This window comes from Halorubrum kocurii JCM 14978 (genome assembly GCF_000337355.1).
Lineage (GTDB): Archaea > Halobacteriota > Halobacteria > Halobacteriales > Haloferacaceae > Halorubrum > Halorubrum kocurii.
The window spans coordinates 34475-52870 of record NZ_AOJH01000060.1 but is presented as its reverse complement, the minus strand read 5'-3'; the positions used below and the strand labels follow the sequence as shown (position 1 = coordinate 52870).

Sequence of the window (18396 nt, the reverse complement as noted above, 5' to 3'; positions counted from 1 at the left end):
TGAACCCGTCGAATAATAGTTCGACATTCGACGATCACCGTCGGCGGGTCAGACGACGTCGGCGGACGCCGGAACGAGATCGGGGTGGAGCAACGCCAGTTCCGGGTCGATCCCGCCGAGCGTGGCGACCTCGTACGCGATCAGGTACGAACGGGTAACGACGCCGACGGGGAGCGTCACCGCGACCACCGTCACCACGGCGGCGATCGTGACGACTGCGACCGTCACGGCACCGGCGGTCGTTGCCACCAGAGCCCCGAGACCCCCGAGTGGGACGGCGGCGAGCAGAAGCGCGCTCCCGGCGACCGCGGCGATCGCGGACCCGACGATCACGAACGCGACCGCTTCAACGATCACGGTTCCGATACCGACGAAGAAGTGAACCGCGAGGTAGACGAACACCTCCGTCCAGCGCCCACGAACCGCGTGCCAGACCCGTTGCCAACCGGCGACCACCCCAGTACCCTCGACCACCATCGCGGGGACGACGAACTCGTAGGTGAGCCGGAGCGCGAGCGTCGCGAGCAGGACGACGACGGCCCCGAAGAGACTGACGGCGACCGTCGCGCCGACCGAGAGCGACCCGACCGCCGCCGCGAACGAGTCGACCGGTCCCCATCCGGTGGAGCCCTCCGCCGCGACGCCCCCGACGACCGCCACAGCGATCGGGGCGGCGGCAACCAACCAGAGAACGGCGGACGCGGCGAACAGCCCGACCGCCTGTCGAAGCCGTTCGAGGAACGGCCGCCACAGTCGGACCTGGTTCGTCCGGAGCGCGTCGTAAAACACCAGCCGAAGCGACAGCGAGGCCACCGAAAGCCCGACCACAGCGCCCACCGCGGCGCCGACGAGGGCGACGATCTCCCAGTCGCCGGGCGTACCGGCGAGGAGATCCGAGACGCCGGCGTCGAGCTCGGCGGCGGATCCGGTCTCCGTGCCGACTCCCCTCCCTCCGAAAAACCCCGGGACGCCCCCGAGTCGGGCGTCGGGGACCGCGGGAACGGACACGCCGGCGTTCGCACCGCCGCCCATGAAGAGGACGAGGAGCGCGAGCTTCGCCCAGCGGACGAGACCGAACGGGAACAGGAATCGGCGAGTGGTCTCGACGGCGTCGTCCACGGCCTCGACGGCGTACCAACTCATGTCCGCCGATTCATCTGGCACGGTTATATAACAGATTCATCGGGCACGGTTATATGACATATCGAGGCGCTCGATCGCTTTGGTATCTGCCCGGTCAAGCGTTTCGACACCGTTCGACCTCCCGTCCTGTGGGACCACAGCCCTTTACGCCGAACGCTTCGAAGGGTCTCGCATGAAGGTCCGCGGCGAACGGGAGTGCCGGGCGTGCGGCGCGCGGTGGTCGTACTACGAGACGGGCTCCGTCGAGTGTCCCGACTGCGGAAGCCTCAGAAGCGTCGGCGTCGACGACAGGACCGCCCACACCGATGCGCAGACGACGCTCGATCTCAGCGCGCACCGCGCTCGATTTGGCGACGCGAGCGGGACGCTTCCCGACGAGGGCGTCGACGACCTCAAGTCGGACCTCCGCGCGTACGCCCGCAAACGCGGATTCATCCGCGGCGGGGAACTGCTCCCGTTGGACGACACCTACCTCGCCGCCCGCGAACTGCTGGAGGCGGTCGACCTGTACGACCGGTTGCGCGACCCCACTGACCGGGACCGGGAGTACCTCCTCGCACTGCTCGCCGGCGCCGACGCCGGCGACCGGCCCGCGACCGACGCGGTCCCCGACGCCCTCCGCGAGGCGCGGGGGATGGCCGCGGTCCGCGCGGTCGACGAGTACCGGACCGACCTCCTCGCGTTCCTCGACGAACTCGACGCACTCGACGAACTAGACAAATTCGAGAGGGCCGAGGAGGCTGAAGAGACCGAGGGAGACGAGGGAACCGAGGAGGCTGCGGGGGCCGACACCGAAGGAGAAGGCGCCGACACCGACGCGTCCGCACCCGCCGTCTCCGTCAGCGGCGCCGACCCCCTCTCCCGGACCGACCCGACACGCGCGCTCCTCGAACGCCTCCGCGACCGCGCGAAGCGCGTCGAGGCGCTTACCGGCGACGTGCCGCCGGGAGACGCCGACGCGCTCGTCGACGCCGCAGACGCCCTCGGCGAGTACGTTAGAACCGGCGACGAGACCGCGCTCGATCGCGCTCGGGATCGGCTCTCGGACGATCTGGATCGGCAGTAGCGTCGATCGGCTCTCGGATGATCCGGAGGGGAAGAATCCTCTCCGACGGAATCACGGCTGATACTCGCGGAGTCACGTTCAACTGTCGGGCCGGGGACGTCGACGCATGCCGCGTTTCGACGTGCACGACCACCGCCACGCGCTGAAACAGCTCAGGGACACGGGAGCGACGAGCCTCTGGGAGAACAGAAAGCAAGTGGCCTGCCCGGTGTGTGACGCCCCGTTCGACCGGCTGTTTACCACCCGAGAGACGGGGACCACGTTCCCGGAGAACGACGGTGCGCGCTTCTGTCTCCTCCGCGACGGAGACGCGATCCACCTGTTCCGTCACTGAGTCCCCGCTCGCGTCGTGTTCCGTCACTGAGTCCCCGCTCGCGTCGTGTTCCGTCACTGAGTCCCCGCTCGCGTCGTGTTCCGTCACTGAGTCCCCGCTCGCGTCGCCCGGGCTCCGATCCGATCTTCAGTCGTCGCCAGCCGGATCGATGTCCGGTGCCGGATCGTCGATGTACCGGTCCGTCCACGTTCCCCGGGCGAACCACGCGACGCCGACGATCGCCCCGAGGACGTTTCCGAGCGCCATTCCGACCCAGATCCCCGTCTCGCCCCAGCCGGCGATAAAGACGAGGTAGCCCACGCTGGCGACTCGACCGACCCAGAGGGTGAGGATCGAGATCACCATCGCGGTCTTCGTGTTCCCGGCCCCGCGGAACGCACCGAGGATGACCTGCGAGACGCCGATGAAGGCGAACTCGACGGATCGTATCCGCACGTACTCGACCGCGTAGGTGACAGTCGCGGGCGCGTCGGGCACGTCGCCGAGGAAGGCGCCGACGATCGGTTCCGTGAACGCCACCGCGACGACCGCGACGAGGAACATCACCCCGGCGCCGGTCGAAGCCGCTAGCTTGACCGAGCGCGCGGCTCGGTCCGCACGGTTCGCCCCGAGATTCTGCCCGACCATCGTGTCGATCGCGCGCCCGAGACCCATCGCGGGGAGGAACACGAGCGAGATAAGCCGGTTGCCCAGCCCGTAGGCCGCGACGACCGGCGGCGAGAACGTGACGACCATCGCGGTGAGCGTGATCATCGCCAGCGCGCTCGTCGTCTGCTCGACGCTGGAGGGGAGCCCGAGCCGGAAGATGTCCTCGATGAACCCGAGATCCGGAACGAGGTGACTCAGCGAGACTGCGGGGCCCAGGCCCGTCCCGAACAGGAGCCACATCCCGATCGCGGTCGCGACTCCCCGGGAGAAGATCGTCGCTATCGCGGCCCCCTCGATCCCGTAGCCGGTGAAGCCGGTGACAGACAGCAACGCGGCCTCCGCCCCGACGGGATCGAGCGCGCCGACTCCCGGCACGCCGGCGAGCCACCCGAACAGCGGGTTCTCCGCGAACCCGAAGATGAGGAAGGGGTCGAGCAGCACGTTCAGGAACACCGAGACGACCATCACCGCCATCGGCGTCCGGGTGTCGCCGTACCCGCGCATCAGCGCGGAGAACACGAAGAACCCGAACATCAGCGGGATCCCGGCGAAGATGACTTCCATGTAATCGGCCGCCAGCGGGATCACGGTCGCCGCCGTGTCGGCATCGCTCGGCAGGATCTCGAGCGCCGGGCGCGTGTAGAAGTACCCACCGATGCCGATGAACACCGAGAGCACGGAGACGGTGAAGATGGTCTGCCCGGCGACGAGCCCCGCGGATCGGTCCCCGTCGGCGCCGGTGTACTGCGCGACGAGGATGGCCCCCGCGGTCGTGAAGCCGCCGGCGACCGCGATCAACAGGAAGATCAGGGGGAACGCGAGGCTGATCGCGCCGACCGCCTCGGCCGACAGCCGCCCGAGGTACAGCGTGTCGACGACGTTGTACATCACCTGCAACAGCTGAATGACGACGATCGGCCACGCGAGGTGGAACAGCGGCCGGATCAGGCTGCCCTCGGTGATCGACTCCTCTGACACGCGGCCTCCGGATCCGTCGTCGGAACCGCCTCCAGCGCCGCCGCTGGCGTCCGGTTCGTCGCTCGTTCGTTCGTCGGTACCGGCGCCGTCGTCGGTCGAGTCGGGACCGCCTCGCCCGGACTCCGAAGGCGACGCCGGCGGGTCTTCGGAGGGCTCGTCGCTCACGAGTTTATAAACGGTCGCGTCGGTCTATCAGACTTCCGGTTCCGTCGGGACCCCCACTGGGCGACGGGCACGAAGCGTCGCGCTTACCGGTCGCCGCCGGAGTCGCCTCCGTCGCTGGAGTCGGTCCGGGCGGCGGCGTTCGCTCCCGTCGGTAACCCGTCCTCGGTCGGCGCCGGCTCCGCTCTTCCGCCCGCCTCGGTATCGCCCGTCCCGGCGTCGTTCTTCCCGGTTTCGCCCGTCTCGGTGTCACCGTTTCCAGTTTCGGTCACCTCTGTGGCGCCCGCCCGGTCCTCGGTGGCGCCCCGCCCCTCGGGGTCGGGCTTGTCGCCCGCCCGTTCGCCGGCCGGCCGACCGTCGTCCGGACCGCCCACGCGCGCGATTCCGGAGGTATCGTCGAAGACGAGGTGGCGGTGCGGGTACGCCATCTCCACGTCGGCGTCCGTGAGCCGCTCGCGGATCCGGGTGTTCACGTCCGACTGGACCTTCGAGAGCTTGTACGGCTTCTTCACCCAGTACCGGAGGCGAAGGAGTATCCCGTCGTCACCGAACTCGTGAAGCCGGCAGTCCGGGCTGGCGGTGTAGCGCGCGACGCCGACCCGGATGTCTGGACCGCCGTCGATCACCGCGTCACAGTCCCGCGCCGCGCGTTCGATGAGCCGCCGCCCCTCGGAGATGTCGCTCTCGTACGTGACGAGCACGTCGATCGTTCGGCGGGTCCGCTCGTCCTCGGCGGAGTAGTTGGTCACGTCGCGCTCGCGCATCGCCCCGTTCGGCACGACGAGGAACGTGTTGTCGAGCGTGAATATCTTCGTGTACCGGATCGTGATGTCCTCGACGAACCCCGTCGTCCCGTTCTCCAACTCGATCATGTCCCCGATCTCGAACGGCTGGTCCGCGAGGATGAACACGCCGTTGATGAAGTTCCCGACGAGCGGGGCGAGGATGATCCCGATCACGGCGGAGAAGACCGCGGTCCCCACGAGGAGATCGGTGAAGCGGAACCCGACCGCCCAGAGGCCGACGAGCAGCGAGAGCGTGACCGTCCCGACGCGGACCCCCCTGACGATCGTCTGTGCGACGCTCTGTCTCGACACGCGACGCGCCACGGGCCGGCCGATGAGACGGACGAGGAACTTCGAGGCGACGACCCCGACCGCGACCGAGAGGATTACGAACAGCAGCCGGCCGACGGCGGAACCCGCGAACCCTCCGAATGCGTCCGCGAACCGCGTGAGTCGCCCCCCGATCGAGAGGAGGGCCTCGGGCCGTGCCATAGCGAACCCGCCGTCGCCCACCCGAAAAAGCGTTTCTCCCCGCGGCCGGCGAAGATGATCCGGCGTGGCGTACGGGGATCTGGCGTGGCGTACGGGGATCTGGCGTGGCGTACGGGGATCTGGCGTGGCGTACGGGGAGAGGGATCGAGGCCGAACGAAACGTCAGTCGTGGGGGTTTTTCCCATGAAAACAGCTAACATTCGTCTCTGCGAAGCGGAGGTATGCCGGACTCCCCACGCGATCGGCCGTCGTTCAGCGTCACACACGAGTCCGACCCGAGCGACGTGCTCATTGCGGGATTCTCGTCGTTCGGGCTCGCCGGGCTGACCGCGGTCGACTACCTCGTCGAGAATCTCGACCTCGAGCAGACCGGGTACGTTCGGGCCGAGGGACTGCCCTCGATCACCCCTTTTAAGAAGGGACGACCCCGGCGCCCGATCCGCCTGTATTCCCGGGACGATCTCGACGTCACCGTGCTCGTGGGAGAGCTGTTCGTCCCGCCCGTCCTCGGCGAACTGCTCGCGACCGCGGTCCTCGACTGGACGGAGTCGGCGGGCGTCACTGAGATCGCGGTGCTCAGCGGGGTCCCGATCCCGCACGGACCGGACGCGCACCGCACCTTCCACGTCGCGACCGACGACTACCACGAGCGCCGCGTCGACGACGAACTGGTCCCGCCGATGGAGTCCGGGTTCCTCGACGGGACCAACGGGTCCCTGCTCGAACGGGGGATCGACTCCCCGCTCGGCGTCGGGGTGTTCGTCACGCCGGTCCACGCGCAGGCCCCCGACGCCGACGCCGCGGTGCGACTCGTGGACACGATCGATGAGACGTACGCGTTAGGGGTCGACTCGGCGCCGCTCGCCTCGTTCGCGGCGGACGTCCGCCGCCACTACGAGGACCTCGCCGAGCGGATCGAAGAGCGCGAGCCGGACGGGGCCTCCGACCGGATGTACATGTAGGACGGGGGTTGTACGCGTAGGGCGCCGGGTTGTATGCGTAGGGCGCCGGGTTGTATGCGTAGGGCGCCGGGTTGTATGCGTAGGGCGCCGGGTTGTATGCGTAGGGCGCCGGGTTATATGCGTAGGACGCGGGTCTGAAAACGCGTGCAACTCGACTCATAGTAAAAACCTATATCGGTGGGTTACGTCGTAGTAACCATGACCGACGATCTCCGCGGCACGCTCGACCGCGTCGGGGACCGCTTCAACCTCGGCGAGTACGAGATCGACGCGTACCTCGCCGTGCTGGAGCACGGCGAGTTGACGGCGAGTGACATCGCCGACCGGACCGATATCCCGCAGCCTCGGGTGTACGACACGGTCCGGAGCCTCTCGGACCGGGGGCTCGTCGAGCTCCGCGAGTCGCGCCCGATGAAGATCGTCGCCGTCGACCCGGACGACGCGTTCGGCGACCTCCGGTCGTCGTTCGCGGAGATGGTCGACGAGCTGGAGGCCCGCTACACCGCGCCCACCCGCGAGACCGAGGCCGTGTCGCTGGTGAAGTCGCGGTCGACGATCCTCCGGTACCTCGAAGAGGTGATCGTCGGCGCCGAGTACGAGCTCGCGCTCTCGCTCACGCCGGGCCTGCTCCGTCGCTTCCGCGACGAGCTCGCGGCGAAGGTGCAGGAGGGCGTCAGCATCGAGCTGCTCGTCACGCCCGCGTCGCGGGCGCCGGACCCCGAGGAGTTCGACTACCTGGAGGTGGCGACCATCGCCCGGGCGCGCCGCGGGATCACCACGCCGATATTGGCCGTCGGCGACGGCGAGTACTCCGTGTACGCCACGCAGGACGCGCTCCGCGACGACCGCGAGCGGTACGGCGTCATCTTCAACCGCTCCGCACTCGGGTTCCTCGTCTCGGGCTTCTTCGGCACCGTGCTGTGGACGACCGCCGAGACGCTCGCCGCAGACGGGGCCGCCCGACCGTTCCCGCGCCGCTACGCCTCGATCCGACGCGCGGTCAAGGACGTCCGCGAGTTCGGGGACGAGGAGTTCTACGCGACCGTCGAGGGGCGCGACATCGAGACGGGCGACGCGGTGACGGTGCGGGGACGCGTCGTCGACATCGCGTTCGAGGACACCGAGGAGGTCGCGTCGCTCACCGTCGAGACCGAGACCGGCCCGGTCGACATCGGCGGTCGCGTCGCCGCCCTCGAAGACGTCGAGGGACAGGAGATCGTCATCGGCCGCGACGAGCCGCCGACGCTGTAGGCGACTCGCGTCGCTCGCGTCGGCGTCGACGAGCCGCCGGCGCTGTGATTTTTTATCCCTCGAGGTCGCCAGGTCGGTATGGAGTACACGACGCTGGGTGACACGGGAGCGACGGTGAGCCGACTCGCGCTCGGCTGCATGAGCTTCGGAAGCGAGCACGAGTGGATGCTCGACGAGGAGGAGGGCCGGGAGCTGATCGAGCGCGCGATCGACCTCGGGATCACGTTCTTTGACACCGCGAACGTTTACTCGAACGGCGAGAGCGAGTCGATCCTCGGCGACGTGCTCGCCGAGTACGACCGCGACCGCTTCACCGTCGCCACCAAGGTGTACGGCGAGATGCACGAGTCGAACCCCAACTCGAGCGGCCTCTCGCGGAAGGCGGTCGAACAGGAGCTCGAGAACAGCCTCGACCGCTTGGGGATGGAGACGGTCGACCTGTACCAGATCCACCGGTGGGACGACGACACGCCGATCGAAGAGACGCTGGCCGCGCTCGACGACGCGGTCCGGCGCGGCAAGGTCCGCTACCTCGGCGCCTCGTCGATGTGGGCCTACCAGTTCGCCGAGGCGCTCCACGCGAGCGACCGCGAGGGGTACGACCGGTTCGTCACCATGCAGAACCTCTACAACCTCGCGTACCGAGAGGAGGAGCGGGAGATGGTCCCGCTCTGCGAGCGGGAGGGGATCGGGATGATCCCGTGGAGCCCCGTCGGCGCCGGATACCTCGCGCGCCCCTACGAACAGGACGACGCGACGACCCGCGGGGAGCACGAGACGGCGCTCGGGCGGCCGTATCGCGAGGGCGGCGGCGAGGAGATCAACCGTCGGATCGAGGAACTGGCCGACGAGAAGGGGGTGCGGATGGCCCAGATCGNGAGGGCGGCGGCGAGGAGATCAACCGTCGGATCGAGGAACTGGCCGACGAGAAGGGGGTGCGGATGGCCCAGATCGCGCTCCGATGGGTCGCCGGGAAGGAAGTCGTCGACGCCCCCATCGTCGGCACGTCCAGCGTCGAGCACCTCGAAGACGCCGTCGAGGCGCTCGACGTCGACCTCTCGGAGTCGGACGTGGAGTGGCTCGAGGAGCCGTACGAGCCGGTCCGCGTCTCCGGCCACGAGTGAGCGGTACATCCACGGCTGTGCGACCGCGCGACCGCACCCCTGTGTCGCCGTAACACACTTAAGACCCCGCTCTATACTCACACGCAGTGGCTTCCCGACAGGGCGGGCCGGGGGACGCCGAGTCACCCCGTCCCGGATCGACGGAGCGTCGGACCGCGTCCACGACCGCGCCGGCGGGGTCTCGCCGGCGGGCGCCGCCGAGATCGGACCCCCTCCCGCACCCCCCCGACGCGGACTCTCCCCGGGGCCGGAACCCGGCGGCGGGCAAACGACCCTCGGCCGGCCGAACAGCCGAGGACCCTCCCGTCCGCGACCCCGGACGATACGCCCTCACAGACCACTTCCGCGAGCGACTGGAACAGCCGGGGCGGTACGTCTCGACCCGGACCGTCAGCGACGCGATCCGGCGCGGCCAGCTCCGCTGGAACCGGACCGACGGCTGGCGGTTCGCCCTCGTCGACGGCGGGGTCCGGTTCGTCGTCGTCGTGAGCGACACGGAGACGAACTCCCCGGTCGTCGTCACCGGGTGGACTGAGGTGGCCGACCGCGAGGCGGCCCTCAACGCCCCCCGGTGGGACCCCGTCGACGTCGACACCATCGCCGTGCGGGCGGCGCTGAGCGAGTCCGCCTCGACGCCGATCCCCGACCGGATCCGCCCCCGAACCGTGACGCGCCCCTTCGTCGTCGGCAAGCACCGGCTCGAAACCGAGCCCGGAGAGCCGTTCGTCCGCTGTACGGCCTGCGGCTGTCGGTTCCGCTCGAAGGACGCGATCACCTCCCGCGGCTGCCGCGGACGGTCGGGTCGCTGAGGCCCCGACGCCTCCTCACCCGCGGACGCTACCCATTTCCCCCCACCTGCGGACGCTACCCATTTCCCCCTCCCGGCCGAAGCGGAGCCAATGACCGACGACCCCGGCGACCCCGCCGCCGGCGACGACGCCGATGCGAGTCCCGATTCCCCTGATGCCGCCGACGACGCCGATGCGGATCCCGATTCCCCCGACGCCGACGAGCTCTCGCTCGACCGCTTCCACGAGGCGCTGGAGGCCGAGGAGCGACCGGTGGCGACCGCGAGCGAGGTCGCGCGACGGCTCGGGACCACGCAGGCGACCGCGCGCGACGCCCTCGCCGCGCTCGTCGACCGCGGCGACGTGGACCGGCTCGACGTCGAGAGCGACCCCGTCGTCTTCTATCCGACCGACTGGGGACGGCTGGCGACCCGCGAGCGCGTCGTCGCGTTCCCGGACCGCCGGGAGATCGTGGTCGATCGCCCGACGCAGTTCACCCGCGCGCGGCTCTCGCAGTTCGCACACCTCGTCGACACCACCGGAACCGATCCCGGCACGCGTGGGTACCTCTACCGGATCCGACAGGAGGACGTGTGGGCCGCGCCGTTCGACGACGCCGACGGCCTCATCTCAAGCCTCCGCTCGGTGCTCCCGCGCCGGTTCGACCACCTCGAGGAGTGGATCCGGGACCAGTGGCGCCGCGCGCATCGATTCCGATTATACACCCACGAGGACGGCTACGTCGTCTTACAGGCCGCCTCCGAGAGCCTGATGGGTAACGTCGCGGACCAGCACCTCGCGGACGACCACCTCCGGGCGCCCATCTCCGAGACGGAGGCGTGGGTCAACGAGGACGCCGTCGCCGGCGTCAAACGCGCCCTCTACGACGCCGGCTACCCGGTCGAGGACGAGCGCGACCTCGACGTGGGCGACCCGGTCGACGTCGACCTGACGACCGACCTCAGGTCCTATCAGGAGACGTGGGTCGAGACGTTCCTCGACGCGCGCTCCGGGGTGTACGTCGGCCCGCCCGGATCCGGCAAGACCGTCGCCGCCATCGCCACTATCGCCGCGGTCGGCGGCGAGACGCTGATCCTGGTTCCCTCCCGCGAGCTCGCCGGCCAGTGGCGCGAGGAGCTGCTCGACCACTCCACGATCGACCCGGCCGACATCGGACTGTACCACGGCGGGCAGAAGGAGATCCGACCGGTCACGATCGCGACCTACCAGATCGCCGGGATGGACCGACACCGAGCGCTGTTCGACTCCCGGAAGTGGGGGTTGATCTGCTTCGACGAGTGTCACCACGTTACCGCCCCGGTCTACTCCCGGACCGCCGAGCTCCAGAGCAAACACCGGCTCGGCCTCTCGGCCACCCCGGTCCGCGAGACCGGCAGCGAGGAGGAGATCTACACCCTGATCGGCCGGCCGATCGGCGCCGACTGGGACGAGCTGTTCGAGGCGGGGTTCGTCCAGGAGCCGGAGGTCGAGATCCGGTACGTGCCGTGGCGCGACGAGCTGGCGCAGAACGAGTATGCCAGCGCCGACGGCCGCGAGCGACGCCGGCTCGCCGCCGAGAACCCCGCGAAGATCGAGGAGATCCGGTACCTGCTGGCCGCCCACCGCGACAAGAAGGCGCTCGTCTTCATCGAGTTCCTCGATCAGGGCGAGGCGATCGCGGACGCGCTCGGCGTCCCGTTTATAAGCGGCGAGACGCCCCACTACGAGCGCGCAGAGCTGTTCCGGCGGTTCCGCGAGGAGGGCGACGAACCCTCCGCCGACGCCGACCGCGACGACGTCGACACTCTCGTCGTCTCCCGCGTCGGCGACGAGGGGATCGACCTCCCGAACGCCGAGCTCGCGATCGTCGCTAGCGGGCTCGGCGGCTCGCGCCGACAGGGGTCTCAGCGCGCGGGTCGCACCATGCGCCCCACGGGTTCCGCGCTCGTCTACGTCCTCGCGACCCGCGGGTCGAGCGAGGAGGAGTTCGCCCAGCGGCAGATGCGGCACCTCGCGCGCAAGGGGATCCGGGTGCGGGAGACGAACGTCGCGGAGTAGTCCGGCAAGCGACCGTCGCGCGTCGCGGAGTCGTTCGGCACGCGAACGTCGCGGAACAGTTCAGTACGCGCAGCATCCCGTCTCGTGAGAGGGATCGACCGGGATCACTTGCTCACAGCGTGTCAGCCATTCGCTCGGCCGCCTCGTCGATACCTCCCTCGTTTTCGATGAACCGAACGGGAGCGTTCTGGTCGCGCGCGTACTGGAGCGCGGCGGACCGGTTGAGATCCTGCTCGAAGGCGACCTTGCGCTCGCTGGCCTCGCGCAGCTCGCGGCCGCTTCCCCGTCGACGTTCGAGAATCGTCTCCGGATCTGCCTCCACGAGGATGAACGCGGTCGGCGAAACGTCGTGGAGCACTTCCGCAGGTAGCCCCTGGATATACCCGGCCGACGTTTCGACCGCCAGGTGTGTCGAGAGGAGAATATCCGCGGTCTGTGCCTCGTCAGCGACGAACTCTCCCGCACGACGCTGGAGGCGGCGCGTCTGCGTTTGCGAAAGCTCACCGAGGTCTTTGCGTTCGGTCGTGATACCACTCGTCGCGGCCTGTTCAAGCATCACGTCTCCGAAGTTGATCAGCTTGTACTCCTCGCCGAGCCCGCGTCGAACCGCCTGACAGACGCTTGAGAGGCCGACACCAGTGACCCCCGACACTAGAGTAACCGCCATCAGAAGCTCACCTCGCTGTCGTCGTCAGCCTGTTGTGGCATCCCGCCGCGGTCGTCGTAGTATCTGCGTCCGATAAACCGCGCCCCGACGAGCGTCATCAGTGTATCGTAGAGGTCGTCGGCCGAATCGAACTCCTCCACGTCGGACCGCTCGATGACCGTCCGGATCGTGGTGGCCTTTCCGTCTGGGGGCGAGAGCTCCGTGCTCCCCACCGTCTCTAACACCGTGTTCCGTGACGCCGGAAACTGGAGTGTCCGCGCGAACAGATCGCGGGTCTCTGGTAAGCGCATACATCTCACATGACACTGAGGAGTAAAGTAGCTATGTGTAGTTCCGTCCGAAGAATCACCTCCACGAGCGATTCTCCCCGATTCTCACGCTTTCAGGCGCCGAATGGTCCGACCGCTGTCGAGACACGATCCCCGGACGTAGTCATCTAACGCGACCGCCGCCTCGAGGGACACCGCGGACTCTCACGGTCAGTGGGGTGCCTCTCCACGCAGTTCACTCAGCGCAGCGCCTCTCGGAGCGCGGCTGCCCCACGCTCGATCGATTCGATCGGGTCCGCGGGGTCGTCGTGTTCGTAGACGAGCCACTCGGCGTCGGCGGACCGCGCACTCGCGACGACCGCGTCGACGTCCACGTCGCCCTCGCCGAGCCCGACCGACTCGCCCCGGTCGACGTCGGCGTCGGCCGCGTGAACATGCGTGATCCGGTCGGCGTGTCGGTCGATCAGCGCCGCGGGGTCGGTTCCGCCGACCAGTGCCCAGCCCGCGTCGACCTCGAGCCCGACCCGGTCGTCGGTTCGCTCGATCAGCCGCTCTAACGCGGGCGCATCGTCCACCGATGCGAACTCCTGATCGTGGTGGTGATACGCGAACCGGACGCCCTCAGCGTCGAGGGCCTCCGCGAGGTCGTCGAGCCGCGCCGCGGCTGCGTCGACCGCGGCCGCGCTCTCGAAGTGTTCCGCGTCGAGCCAGGGGACGACGAGGGTGTCGACGCCGAGCCGGTCGTAGAACCGGACGGTCTCGTCGAACTCGGCTTCCAGCGCCTTGGCCGGAGCGTCCTCCAACGCCTCGATCGGGACGTGTGCGGACGCGGCTTCGAGGCCGTTCCGGTCGAGAGCGGCGCGCACGTCTTCGACGGGCGACTCGCGCACCCGGTAGGCGAACTCCACCCCGTCGTAGCCGGCCGCTCCCACGCGGTCGAGGAGCTCCGGGAGCGGCGCGTCGAGCGAGCGCAGCGTGTACAGTTGGACCGCGATGTCGACCATACTCGTCGTCTCTCGGCCAGCGACGTATCGGTTCGGGTGTCCGTCGGACGGCGCCGGAATCCGTCCCGCCGAAGGTTTCAACACCCGTTCCGTCGACCTCGCGGTATGGACATCGACGAGTCCCCGACCGGGACCGATCCGGGCGCGACCGACCCTCCGACCGTCGCCGAGGCGGTCGTCGACTGCATGCTCGACCGCGGCATCGACGTCGCCTTCGGGATCCCCGGCAAGCAGACCCTCCCGCTGAACCGGGCGCTCGGCGAGCGCGACGCCCGGTTCGTCGTCGCGCGCCACGAGACGGCGGTGACCCATCAGGCGTGGGGGTACGCCGAAGCGAGCGACCCCGGGAAGATGGCGGCGTCGATCGTGGTCCCGGGCCCCGGGGACATGAACGCGATGAACGGGCTGAAAAACGCCCTGAACGACTGCGTCCCCCTCCTCCACCTCGCGGTCGAGACCGAGCGCGAGGTCCGCGGCGGCGACGGGATCCACGAGACGCCGCCCGAGACGTACGACACGGTCGTCAAGGAGAACGTCCTCGTCGACTCCCCGGCCGGCGCCGTCCCGGCCGTCGCCGAGGCGATCCGCGTCGCGCGCGAGCACCCGCAGGGCCCCGTCCGCGTCGGGATCCCGAAGGACGTCCTCGCGAGCCGCACGTCCCAGCCGGCGGTCGGGGAGCGCGAGCCGGCCGCCCCGCCCACCCCGCCCACGGACGCGGTCGACAGCGCGGTCGACCTGCTGGCCGGAGCCGACGCCCCCGTGATCCTCGCAGGGGGCGGGGTCCGACGCGCGGGCGCCGCCGATTCGCTCCGCGCAGTCGCCGAGCGCCTCGACGCGCCGGTGGTCACGACGTACAAGGGAAAGGGGACGCTCCCGGAGACGCATCCCCTCTCCGCGGGCGTCCTCTGCGGCGGGTCGAGCGTCGAACTCCGCGGCCTCCTCGCCGACGCGGACGTCGGGCTCGTCGTCGGCTCGGACCTCGACGCGGTCGCGACCGCGACGTGGTCGGTGTCGCTGCCCGAGCGCCTGGTCCACGTCACGCTCGACGGCGACGACGTCGGCTTCGGCTACGAGACCGACCTCGGGGTCGTCGCCGACGCCGACCGGTTCCTGCGCGCGCTCGGTGACCGGCTGGGGAGGGACGGGAGATCGGATGGCGCGACGGGGGGATCGACCCCCGAGTCGCCCGGCGCCGCGCGGGCCGCGTCCGTTCGCTCCGCGGACCGCGAGCGGTTCGCGGCGGTCGCGGAGGAGCGCGCCGCCGACGCTCCGCTCCGTTCGGTCGAGGTCCTCCGCGAGGTCCGCGAGGCGCTCCCGGCGGAGGCCGTCGTCACGGCTGACGCCGGCGGGTTCCGGCTCTGGACCCTCGTCTCGTTCCCCGCGGCCGGCCCCTCCCGATACGTGAACCCGGGATCGTGGGCGACGATGGGAACGGGGCTCCCGTCGGCGATCGGCGCGAAGGTCGCCGATCCCGACCGCGACGTGGTGGCGCTCACCGGCGACGGCGGGCTCATGATGTGTGTTCACGAACTCCACACGCTGGCGGCGGAAGGTATCGACGTGACGGTCGTCGCGCTCAACAACGACGACTACGCGATCATCAGCGAGGAGGCCGCCCGGTCGTACGGCCTCCCGGCGGGCGCGTACGGCTGGGCGGACGCCGGGATCGACCTCGTCGCCGTCGCGGAGGGGATGGGCGTCCGCGCCGATCGGGTGGCCGAACGGGAGGCGATCGGCGAGGCGCTCGCGTCCGCACTGGCTCACGACGGGCCCGCGCTGATCGAAGTCGCCACCGACCCGGACGAGCCGCAGGCGAGCGAGTGGATGACGCGGGAGCGGTGAGCCGTTCGGCTCCGGCCGCGCTTCCCTTCACGGGTCGAGTTTCGGGTATCTGAAGCGAGCGATATCCCGGCGGCGATCCGACGCGACGCATGCGCAACCCCTGGTCCACGGCGACGTACCGGAGGGCGTCGGGACCGGGTACGACGGTCACGTCCGCCTGCTCGCGACGCTCGTCTGGGATGCCCTCGCCGTCGCCGTCGGAGGATTCGTTCTCCTCTCGGGCACCGACATCGTCGATCCGGTGCTCGGCGGCTGGGTCCTCGGCCGGTTCCTGCGGGCGCGGGAGTCGGCGCGGCTCGAACGGTTCCTGACCGACGTGCTCCTCGGTGCGTTCACGGCCGTTTCGTAGCGATTTCCGTTCACAGCCGTCCCGATCTCGCGGAACGGCGTCGGCCAACTGATCCCCGCCCGGAGCGTGAACCTTAACAACATTCGTTGTGAATTCGGCCTATGACTCGCGCGAATGACGTCGCGGTCGGTATTGTCGGTCTCGGCGGGATCGGTCACCACCACGCGACGAAGCTCCTCGATCGCGACGCGAACCTCATCGGCGGGATGGACATCGACGCGGACGCTCGCCGCCGGTTCCACGAGGAGTTCGGCGTTCACGCCTACGAGGACGAGTCGGACCTCTACGCGGTCTGTGACGCCGTCCTGATCACGACGCCGAACCGATTTCACGAGGAGTACGCCGTCTCGGCGCTGGAGGCCGGCCTCGACGTGCTCCTGGAGAAGCCGCTGGCGCACACCCTCGAGAGCGCGGAGCGGATCGCCGAGGCCGCTCGCGCCGCCGAGGGCTTCTGTATGGTCGGGTTCAACAACCGGTTCGCGGAGCCGGTGCAGGTGCTGAAAGGGTACCAGGCGGAGGGCCGGTTCGGCGAGACGACGCACGTCGAAGCCAACTACATCCGCCGCCGCGGCGTCCCCGGTCGCGGCTCGTGGTTCACCTCACGCGACGTCGCCGGCGGCGGCGCGCTCATCGACATCGGCGTCCACGCGATCGACCTGTCGCTCTACTTCCTCGATCACCCCGAGGTCGTCGAGGTGTCCGGGGAAACGCGCTCGGAGTTCGGCGGCCGCGACGACTACGCGTTCGTCCACATGTGGGGCGACGACAACGGGTCCGACGGGTTCGACGTTGAGGACTCCGCCTCGGCGTTCATCCGCGACGCCGACGGCAACACCGTCTCGCTGGAGGTGGCGTGGGCGACGAACCGACCGACCAACGACGAGTTCGTGATCCGCGGCACGGAGGCGGGCGCGACGTTCGACCGCGGGAGCGACGAGCTCACGCTCCACGAGGCGACCGCCTTCGACGACGACCACCACCACTTCTCGGACGCCGAGATCGAGACGCGCGAGAGCGACAGCCACGCCGCCGAGCAGGCGAGGTTCCTCGACGCTGTCGCCGCGGGCGAGGCGCCCGACATCAACACGATCGAGGAGGCGCTCTCCGTCCAGCGCGTCATCGACGCGATCTACCGGTCCTCGGAGCGCGGCGAGGCCGTTCGGCTGGACTAGCGGACGCCGCCCGCTATCCGAACCTATTCGGTCCTGGGTCTCCTCGTCGGAGCCAACTCGTGACCCGCGACGCCGGCCCGACGCCGCCCTCTGACCGGATCGTCTCCCTCGACGCCCTCAGGGGACTCGCCCTGCTCGGCATCCTCCTGATCAACGTCTGGGTGTTCGCGATGCCCGAGGAGACGCTGTTGAACCCGACGGTGTACGGCGACTTCACGGGCGCGAACTACTGGGCGTGGGTCGTCAGCCACGTGTTCGGACAGAACAAGTTCATCACGCTGTTCTCGGCGCTGTTCGGCGCGGGGATCCTGCTGTTCATCGACAGCAAGAATGAGAAGGGGCAGGACGCGATGCGGCTCCACTACCGGCGGACCGCGATCCTCATCGCGATCGGGCTCATGCACGCCTACCTGCTGTGGTACGGCGACATCCTGGTCGCCTACGGGGTGACCGCGCTGGTCGTCGTCGCGTTTCGGGACTTCGAAGCCCGAAAACTCGCCGGTGTCGGCGTGGTGTTCCTGCTGTTCCTCCCCGTGGTCGAGCTGTTCGCCGCGTTCACTATCGGCGGCGACGCGATCGCGGCGCAGTGGGCGCCGGCGCGGTCCGCGATCGAGCAGCAGGTCGCGACGTACCGCGGCGGTTGGGTCGAACAGCTCGACCACCGGGTCTCCTCGTCGTTCGATCGACAGACGACCGGCTACATCAACGGGACCTTCTGGCAGGTCGGCGGCACCATGCTCCTCGGGATGGCGCTGTACCGCTGGGGCGTGCTGACCGGCGAGCGGTCGGCGGCCCTGTACCGGCGACTCGTCGCGCTGGGCGTCGTCGGCCTCGCGATCACCGTCGCGGGGGTGTTCTACATCGAGGCCAACGACTGGAGCGCCGACGCCGCGCTGGTCTGGCGCCAGTTCATCTACGTCGGCAGCTTCCCCCTCGCCGGTGGCTACCTCGGGCTGGTGATGCTGTACGCCCGACGGCGTCCGGACGGCCCCGTGACTCGCGGCCTCGCCGCGGTCGGCCGCACGGCGTTCACGAACTACCTGCTGCAGACGGTGATCGCGACCACCGTCTTCTACGGGCACGGGCTCGGGCTGTTCGGCTCCGTCACCCGGGTCGAACAGCTCGGGTTCGTCGTCGCCGTCTGGCTGGTCCAGATCGCGCTGTCGGTCCTGTGGCTGCGACGCTTCCGGTTCGGGCCCGTCGAGTGGGTGTGGCGAACCCTCACCTACGGGGAGCGACAGCCGATGCGAAACCCGGAGTAGGGAGACGGGTCCGATCGGAATTTCGTCGTGGATTCGCCCC

Annotated in this window: 15 protein-coding genes and 1 pseudogene; 10 read left to right on the top strand and 6 right to left on the bottom strand. The window is 69.5% G+C overall.

Annotation, left to right across the window (positions count from 1 at the left end; translation table 11 throughout):
- Nucleotides 1-48 precede the first annotated feature (48 nt).
- Entirely contained in the window at nt 49-1143 is a 1095-nt protein-coding gene (locus tag C468_RS09160) for a DUF7544 domain-containing protein (RefSeq protein ID WP_008848608.1), read from the bottom strand.
- Between the two features lie 172 nt (nt 1144-1315).
- On the opposite strand from C468_RS09160, the gene C468_RS09155 reads away from it, so the two are divergent.
- Both C468_RS09155 and C468_RS09150 read left to right on the top strand, forming a co-directional pair.
- Nucleotides 1316-2209 carry a DUF7117 family protein gene (locus C468_RS09155; RefSeq protein ID WP_008848607.1) on the top strand — a complete coding sequence of 298 codons (894 nt, stop codon included), beginning with the start codon at nt 1316-1318 and terminating at the stop codon, nt 2207-2209.
- 106 nt (nt 2210-2315) lie between these two features.
- Entirely contained in the window at nt 2316-2543 is a 228-nt protein-coding gene (locus C468_RS09150) for a DUF7385 family protein (protein ID WP_008848606.1), read from the top strand.
- Nucleotides 2544-2669: 126 nt separating this feature from the next.
- Here C468_RS09150 and C468_RS09145 read toward each other — a convergent pair whose 3' ends face one another.
- Together C468_RS09145 and C468_RS09140 are read right to left on the bottom strand one after the other, a co-directional pair.
- Nucleotides 2670-4334, bottom strand: coding sequence for an MATE family efflux transporter (locus C468_RS09145; protein WP_008848605.1), 1665 nt, complete (start codon nt 4332-4334; stop codon nt 2670-2672).
- An 83-nt stretch (nt 4335-4417) separates the two neighbouring features.
- Nucleotides 4418-5629, bottom strand: coding sequence for a mechanosensitive ion channel domain-containing protein (locus tag C468_RS09140; protein WP_008848604.1), 1212 nt, complete (start codon nt 5627-5629; stop codon nt 4418-4420).
- A 200-nt stretch (nt 5630-5829) separates the two neighbouring features.
- Here C468_RS09140 and C468_RS09135 point away from each other — a divergent pair, with 200 nt between their 5' ends.
- The 5 genes and pseudogenes from C468_RS09135 to C468_RS09115 all read left to right on the top strand — a co-directional run bounded on the left by C468_RS09135 (nt 5830) and on the right by C468_RS09115 (nt 11791).
- A complete protein-coding gene (locus C468_RS09135) occupies nt 5830-6570 on the top strand; it encodes a proteasome assembly chaperone family protein (RefSeq protein WP_008848603.1) in 741 nt (246 codons plus the stop codon).
- A 198-nt stretch (nt 6571-6768) separates the two neighbouring features.
- Nucleotides 6769-7821 carry an HTH-type sugar sensing transcriptional regulator TrmB gene (gene trmB, locus C468_RS09130; protein WP_008848602.1) on the top strand — a complete coding sequence of 351 codons (1053 nt, stop codon included), beginning with the start codon at nt 6769-6771 and terminating at the stop codon, nt 7819-7821.
- A gap of 78 nt (nt 7822-7899) precedes the next feature.
- Nucleotides 7900-8945: pseudogene (locus tag C468_RS09125) on the top strand (aldo/keto reductase).
- Nucleotides 8946-9031: 86 nt separating this feature from the next.
- Nucleotides 9032-9754 carry a hypothetical protein gene (locus tag C468_RS09120; RefSeq protein WP_049912156.1) on the top strand — a complete coding sequence of 241 codons (723 nt, stop codon included), beginning with the start codon at nt 9032-9034 and terminating at the stop codon, nt 9752-9754.
- Between the two features lie 90 nt (nt 9755-9844).
- Nucleotides 9845-11791 (top strand): DEAD/DEAH box helicase family protein, encoded by a 1947-nt coding sequence (locus C468_RS09115; RefSeq protein ID WP_008848599.1) that lies wholly within the window; start codon nt 9845-9847, stop codon nt 11789-11791.
- A 112-nt stretch (nt 11792-11903) separates the two neighbouring features.
- Here the strand turns inward: C468_RS09115 and C468_RS09110 are convergent, their stop codons facing one another.
- The 3 genes from C468_RS09110 to C468_RS09100 form a co-directional block, all read right to left on the bottom strand.
- Nucleotides 11904-12458 (bottom strand): adenylate kinase, encoded by a 555-nt coding sequence (locus tag C468_RS09110; RefSeq protein WP_008848598.1) that lies wholly within the window; start codon nt 12456-12458, stop codon nt 11904-11906.
- The gene (locus tag C468_RS09105) at nt 12458-12748 is read right to left on the bottom strand and encodes a DUF5789 family protein (RefSeq protein ID WP_008848597.1); all 291 of its coding nucleotides are present in this window, start codon (nt 12746-12748) and stop codon (nt 12458-12460) included. The genes C468_RS09110 and C468_RS09105 overlap by 1 nt, the downstream gene beginning before the upstream one ends.
- Nucleotides 12749-12966: 218 nt before the next feature.
- Complete coding sequence (locus C468_RS09100) at nt 12967-13731, bottom strand: sugar phosphate isomerase/epimerase family protein (protein ID WP_008848596.1); 765 nt, start codon at nt 13729-13731, stop codon at nt 12967-12969.
- A 105-nt stretch (nt 13732-13836) separates the two neighbouring features.
- Here C468_RS09100 and C468_RS09095 point away from each other — a divergent pair, with 105 nt between their 5' ends.
- The 3 genes from C468_RS09095 (at nt 13837) to C468_RS09085 (ending at nt 18356) form a co-directional block, all read left to right on the top strand.
- Nucleotides 13837-15573 (top strand): thiamine pyrophosphate-binding protein, encoded by a 1737-nt coding sequence (locus C468_RS09095; RefSeq protein ID WP_008848595.1) that lies wholly within the window; start codon nt 13837-13839, stop codon nt 15571-15573.
- Nucleotides 15574-16023: 450 nt separating this feature from the next.
- Nucleotides 16024-17094: a Gfo/Idh/MocA family protein gene (locus C468_RS09090; RefSeq protein WP_008848594.1), complete on the top strand. Its 1071-nt coding sequence runs from the start codon at nt 16024-16026 to the stop codon at nt 17092-17094.
- Between the two features lie 59 nt (nt 17095-17153).
- The gene (locus C468_RS09085; protein ID WP_008848593.1) at nt 17154-18356 is read left to right on the top strand and encodes a DUF418 domain-containing protein; all 1203 of its coding nucleotides are present in this window, start codon (nt 17154-17156) and stop codon (nt 18354-18356) included.
- Nucleotides 18357-18396: the final 40 nt, after the last annotated feature.

Bases quoted from the DNA above. Each gene is read 5' to 3' on its own strand.
- C468_RS09095 (WP_008848595.1), top strand. From the start codon at position 13,837: ATGGACATCGACGAGTCCCCGACCGGGACCGATCCGGGCGCGACCGAC.
- C468_RS09150 (WP_008848606.1), top strand. From the start codon at position 2,316: ATGCCGCGTTTCGACGTGCACGACCACCGCCACGCGCTGAAACAGCTC.
- C468_RS09135 (WP_008848603.1), top strand. From the start codon at position 5,830: ATGCCGGACTCCCCACGCGATCGGCCGTCGTTCAGCGTCACACACGAG.
- C468_RS09090 (WP_008848594.1), top strand. From the start codon at position 16,024: ATGACTCGCGCGAATGACGTCGCGGTCGGTATTGTCGGTCTCGGCGGG.
- C468_RS09100 (WP_008848596.1), bottom strand. From the start codon at position 13,731: ATGGTCGACATCGCGGTCCAACTGTACACGCTGCGCTCGCTCGACGCG.
- C468_RS09155 (WP_008848607.1), top strand. From the start codon at position 1,316: ATGAAGGTCCGCGGCGAACGGGAGTGCCGGGCGTGCGGCGCGCGGTGG.
- C468_RS09160 (WP_008848608.1), bottom strand. From the start codon at position 1,143: ATGAGTTGGTACGCCGTCGAGGCCGTGGACGACGCCGTCGAGACCACT.
- C468_RS09105 (WP_008848597.1), bottom strand. From the start codon at position 12,748: ATGCGCTTACCAGAGACCCGCGATCTGTTCGCGCGGACACTCCAGTTT.
- C468_RS09110 (WP_008848598.1), bottom strand. From the start codon at position 12,458: ATGGCGGTTACTCTAGTGTCGGGGGTCACTGGTGTCGGCCTCTCAAGC.
- C468_RS09115 (WP_008848599.1), top strand. From the start codon at position 9,845: ATGACCGACGACCCCGGCGACCCCGCCGCCGGCGACGACGCCGATGCG.
- trmB (WP_008848602.1), top strand. From the start codon at position 6,769: ATGACCGACGATCTCCGCGGCACGCTCGACCGCGTCGGGGACCGCTTC.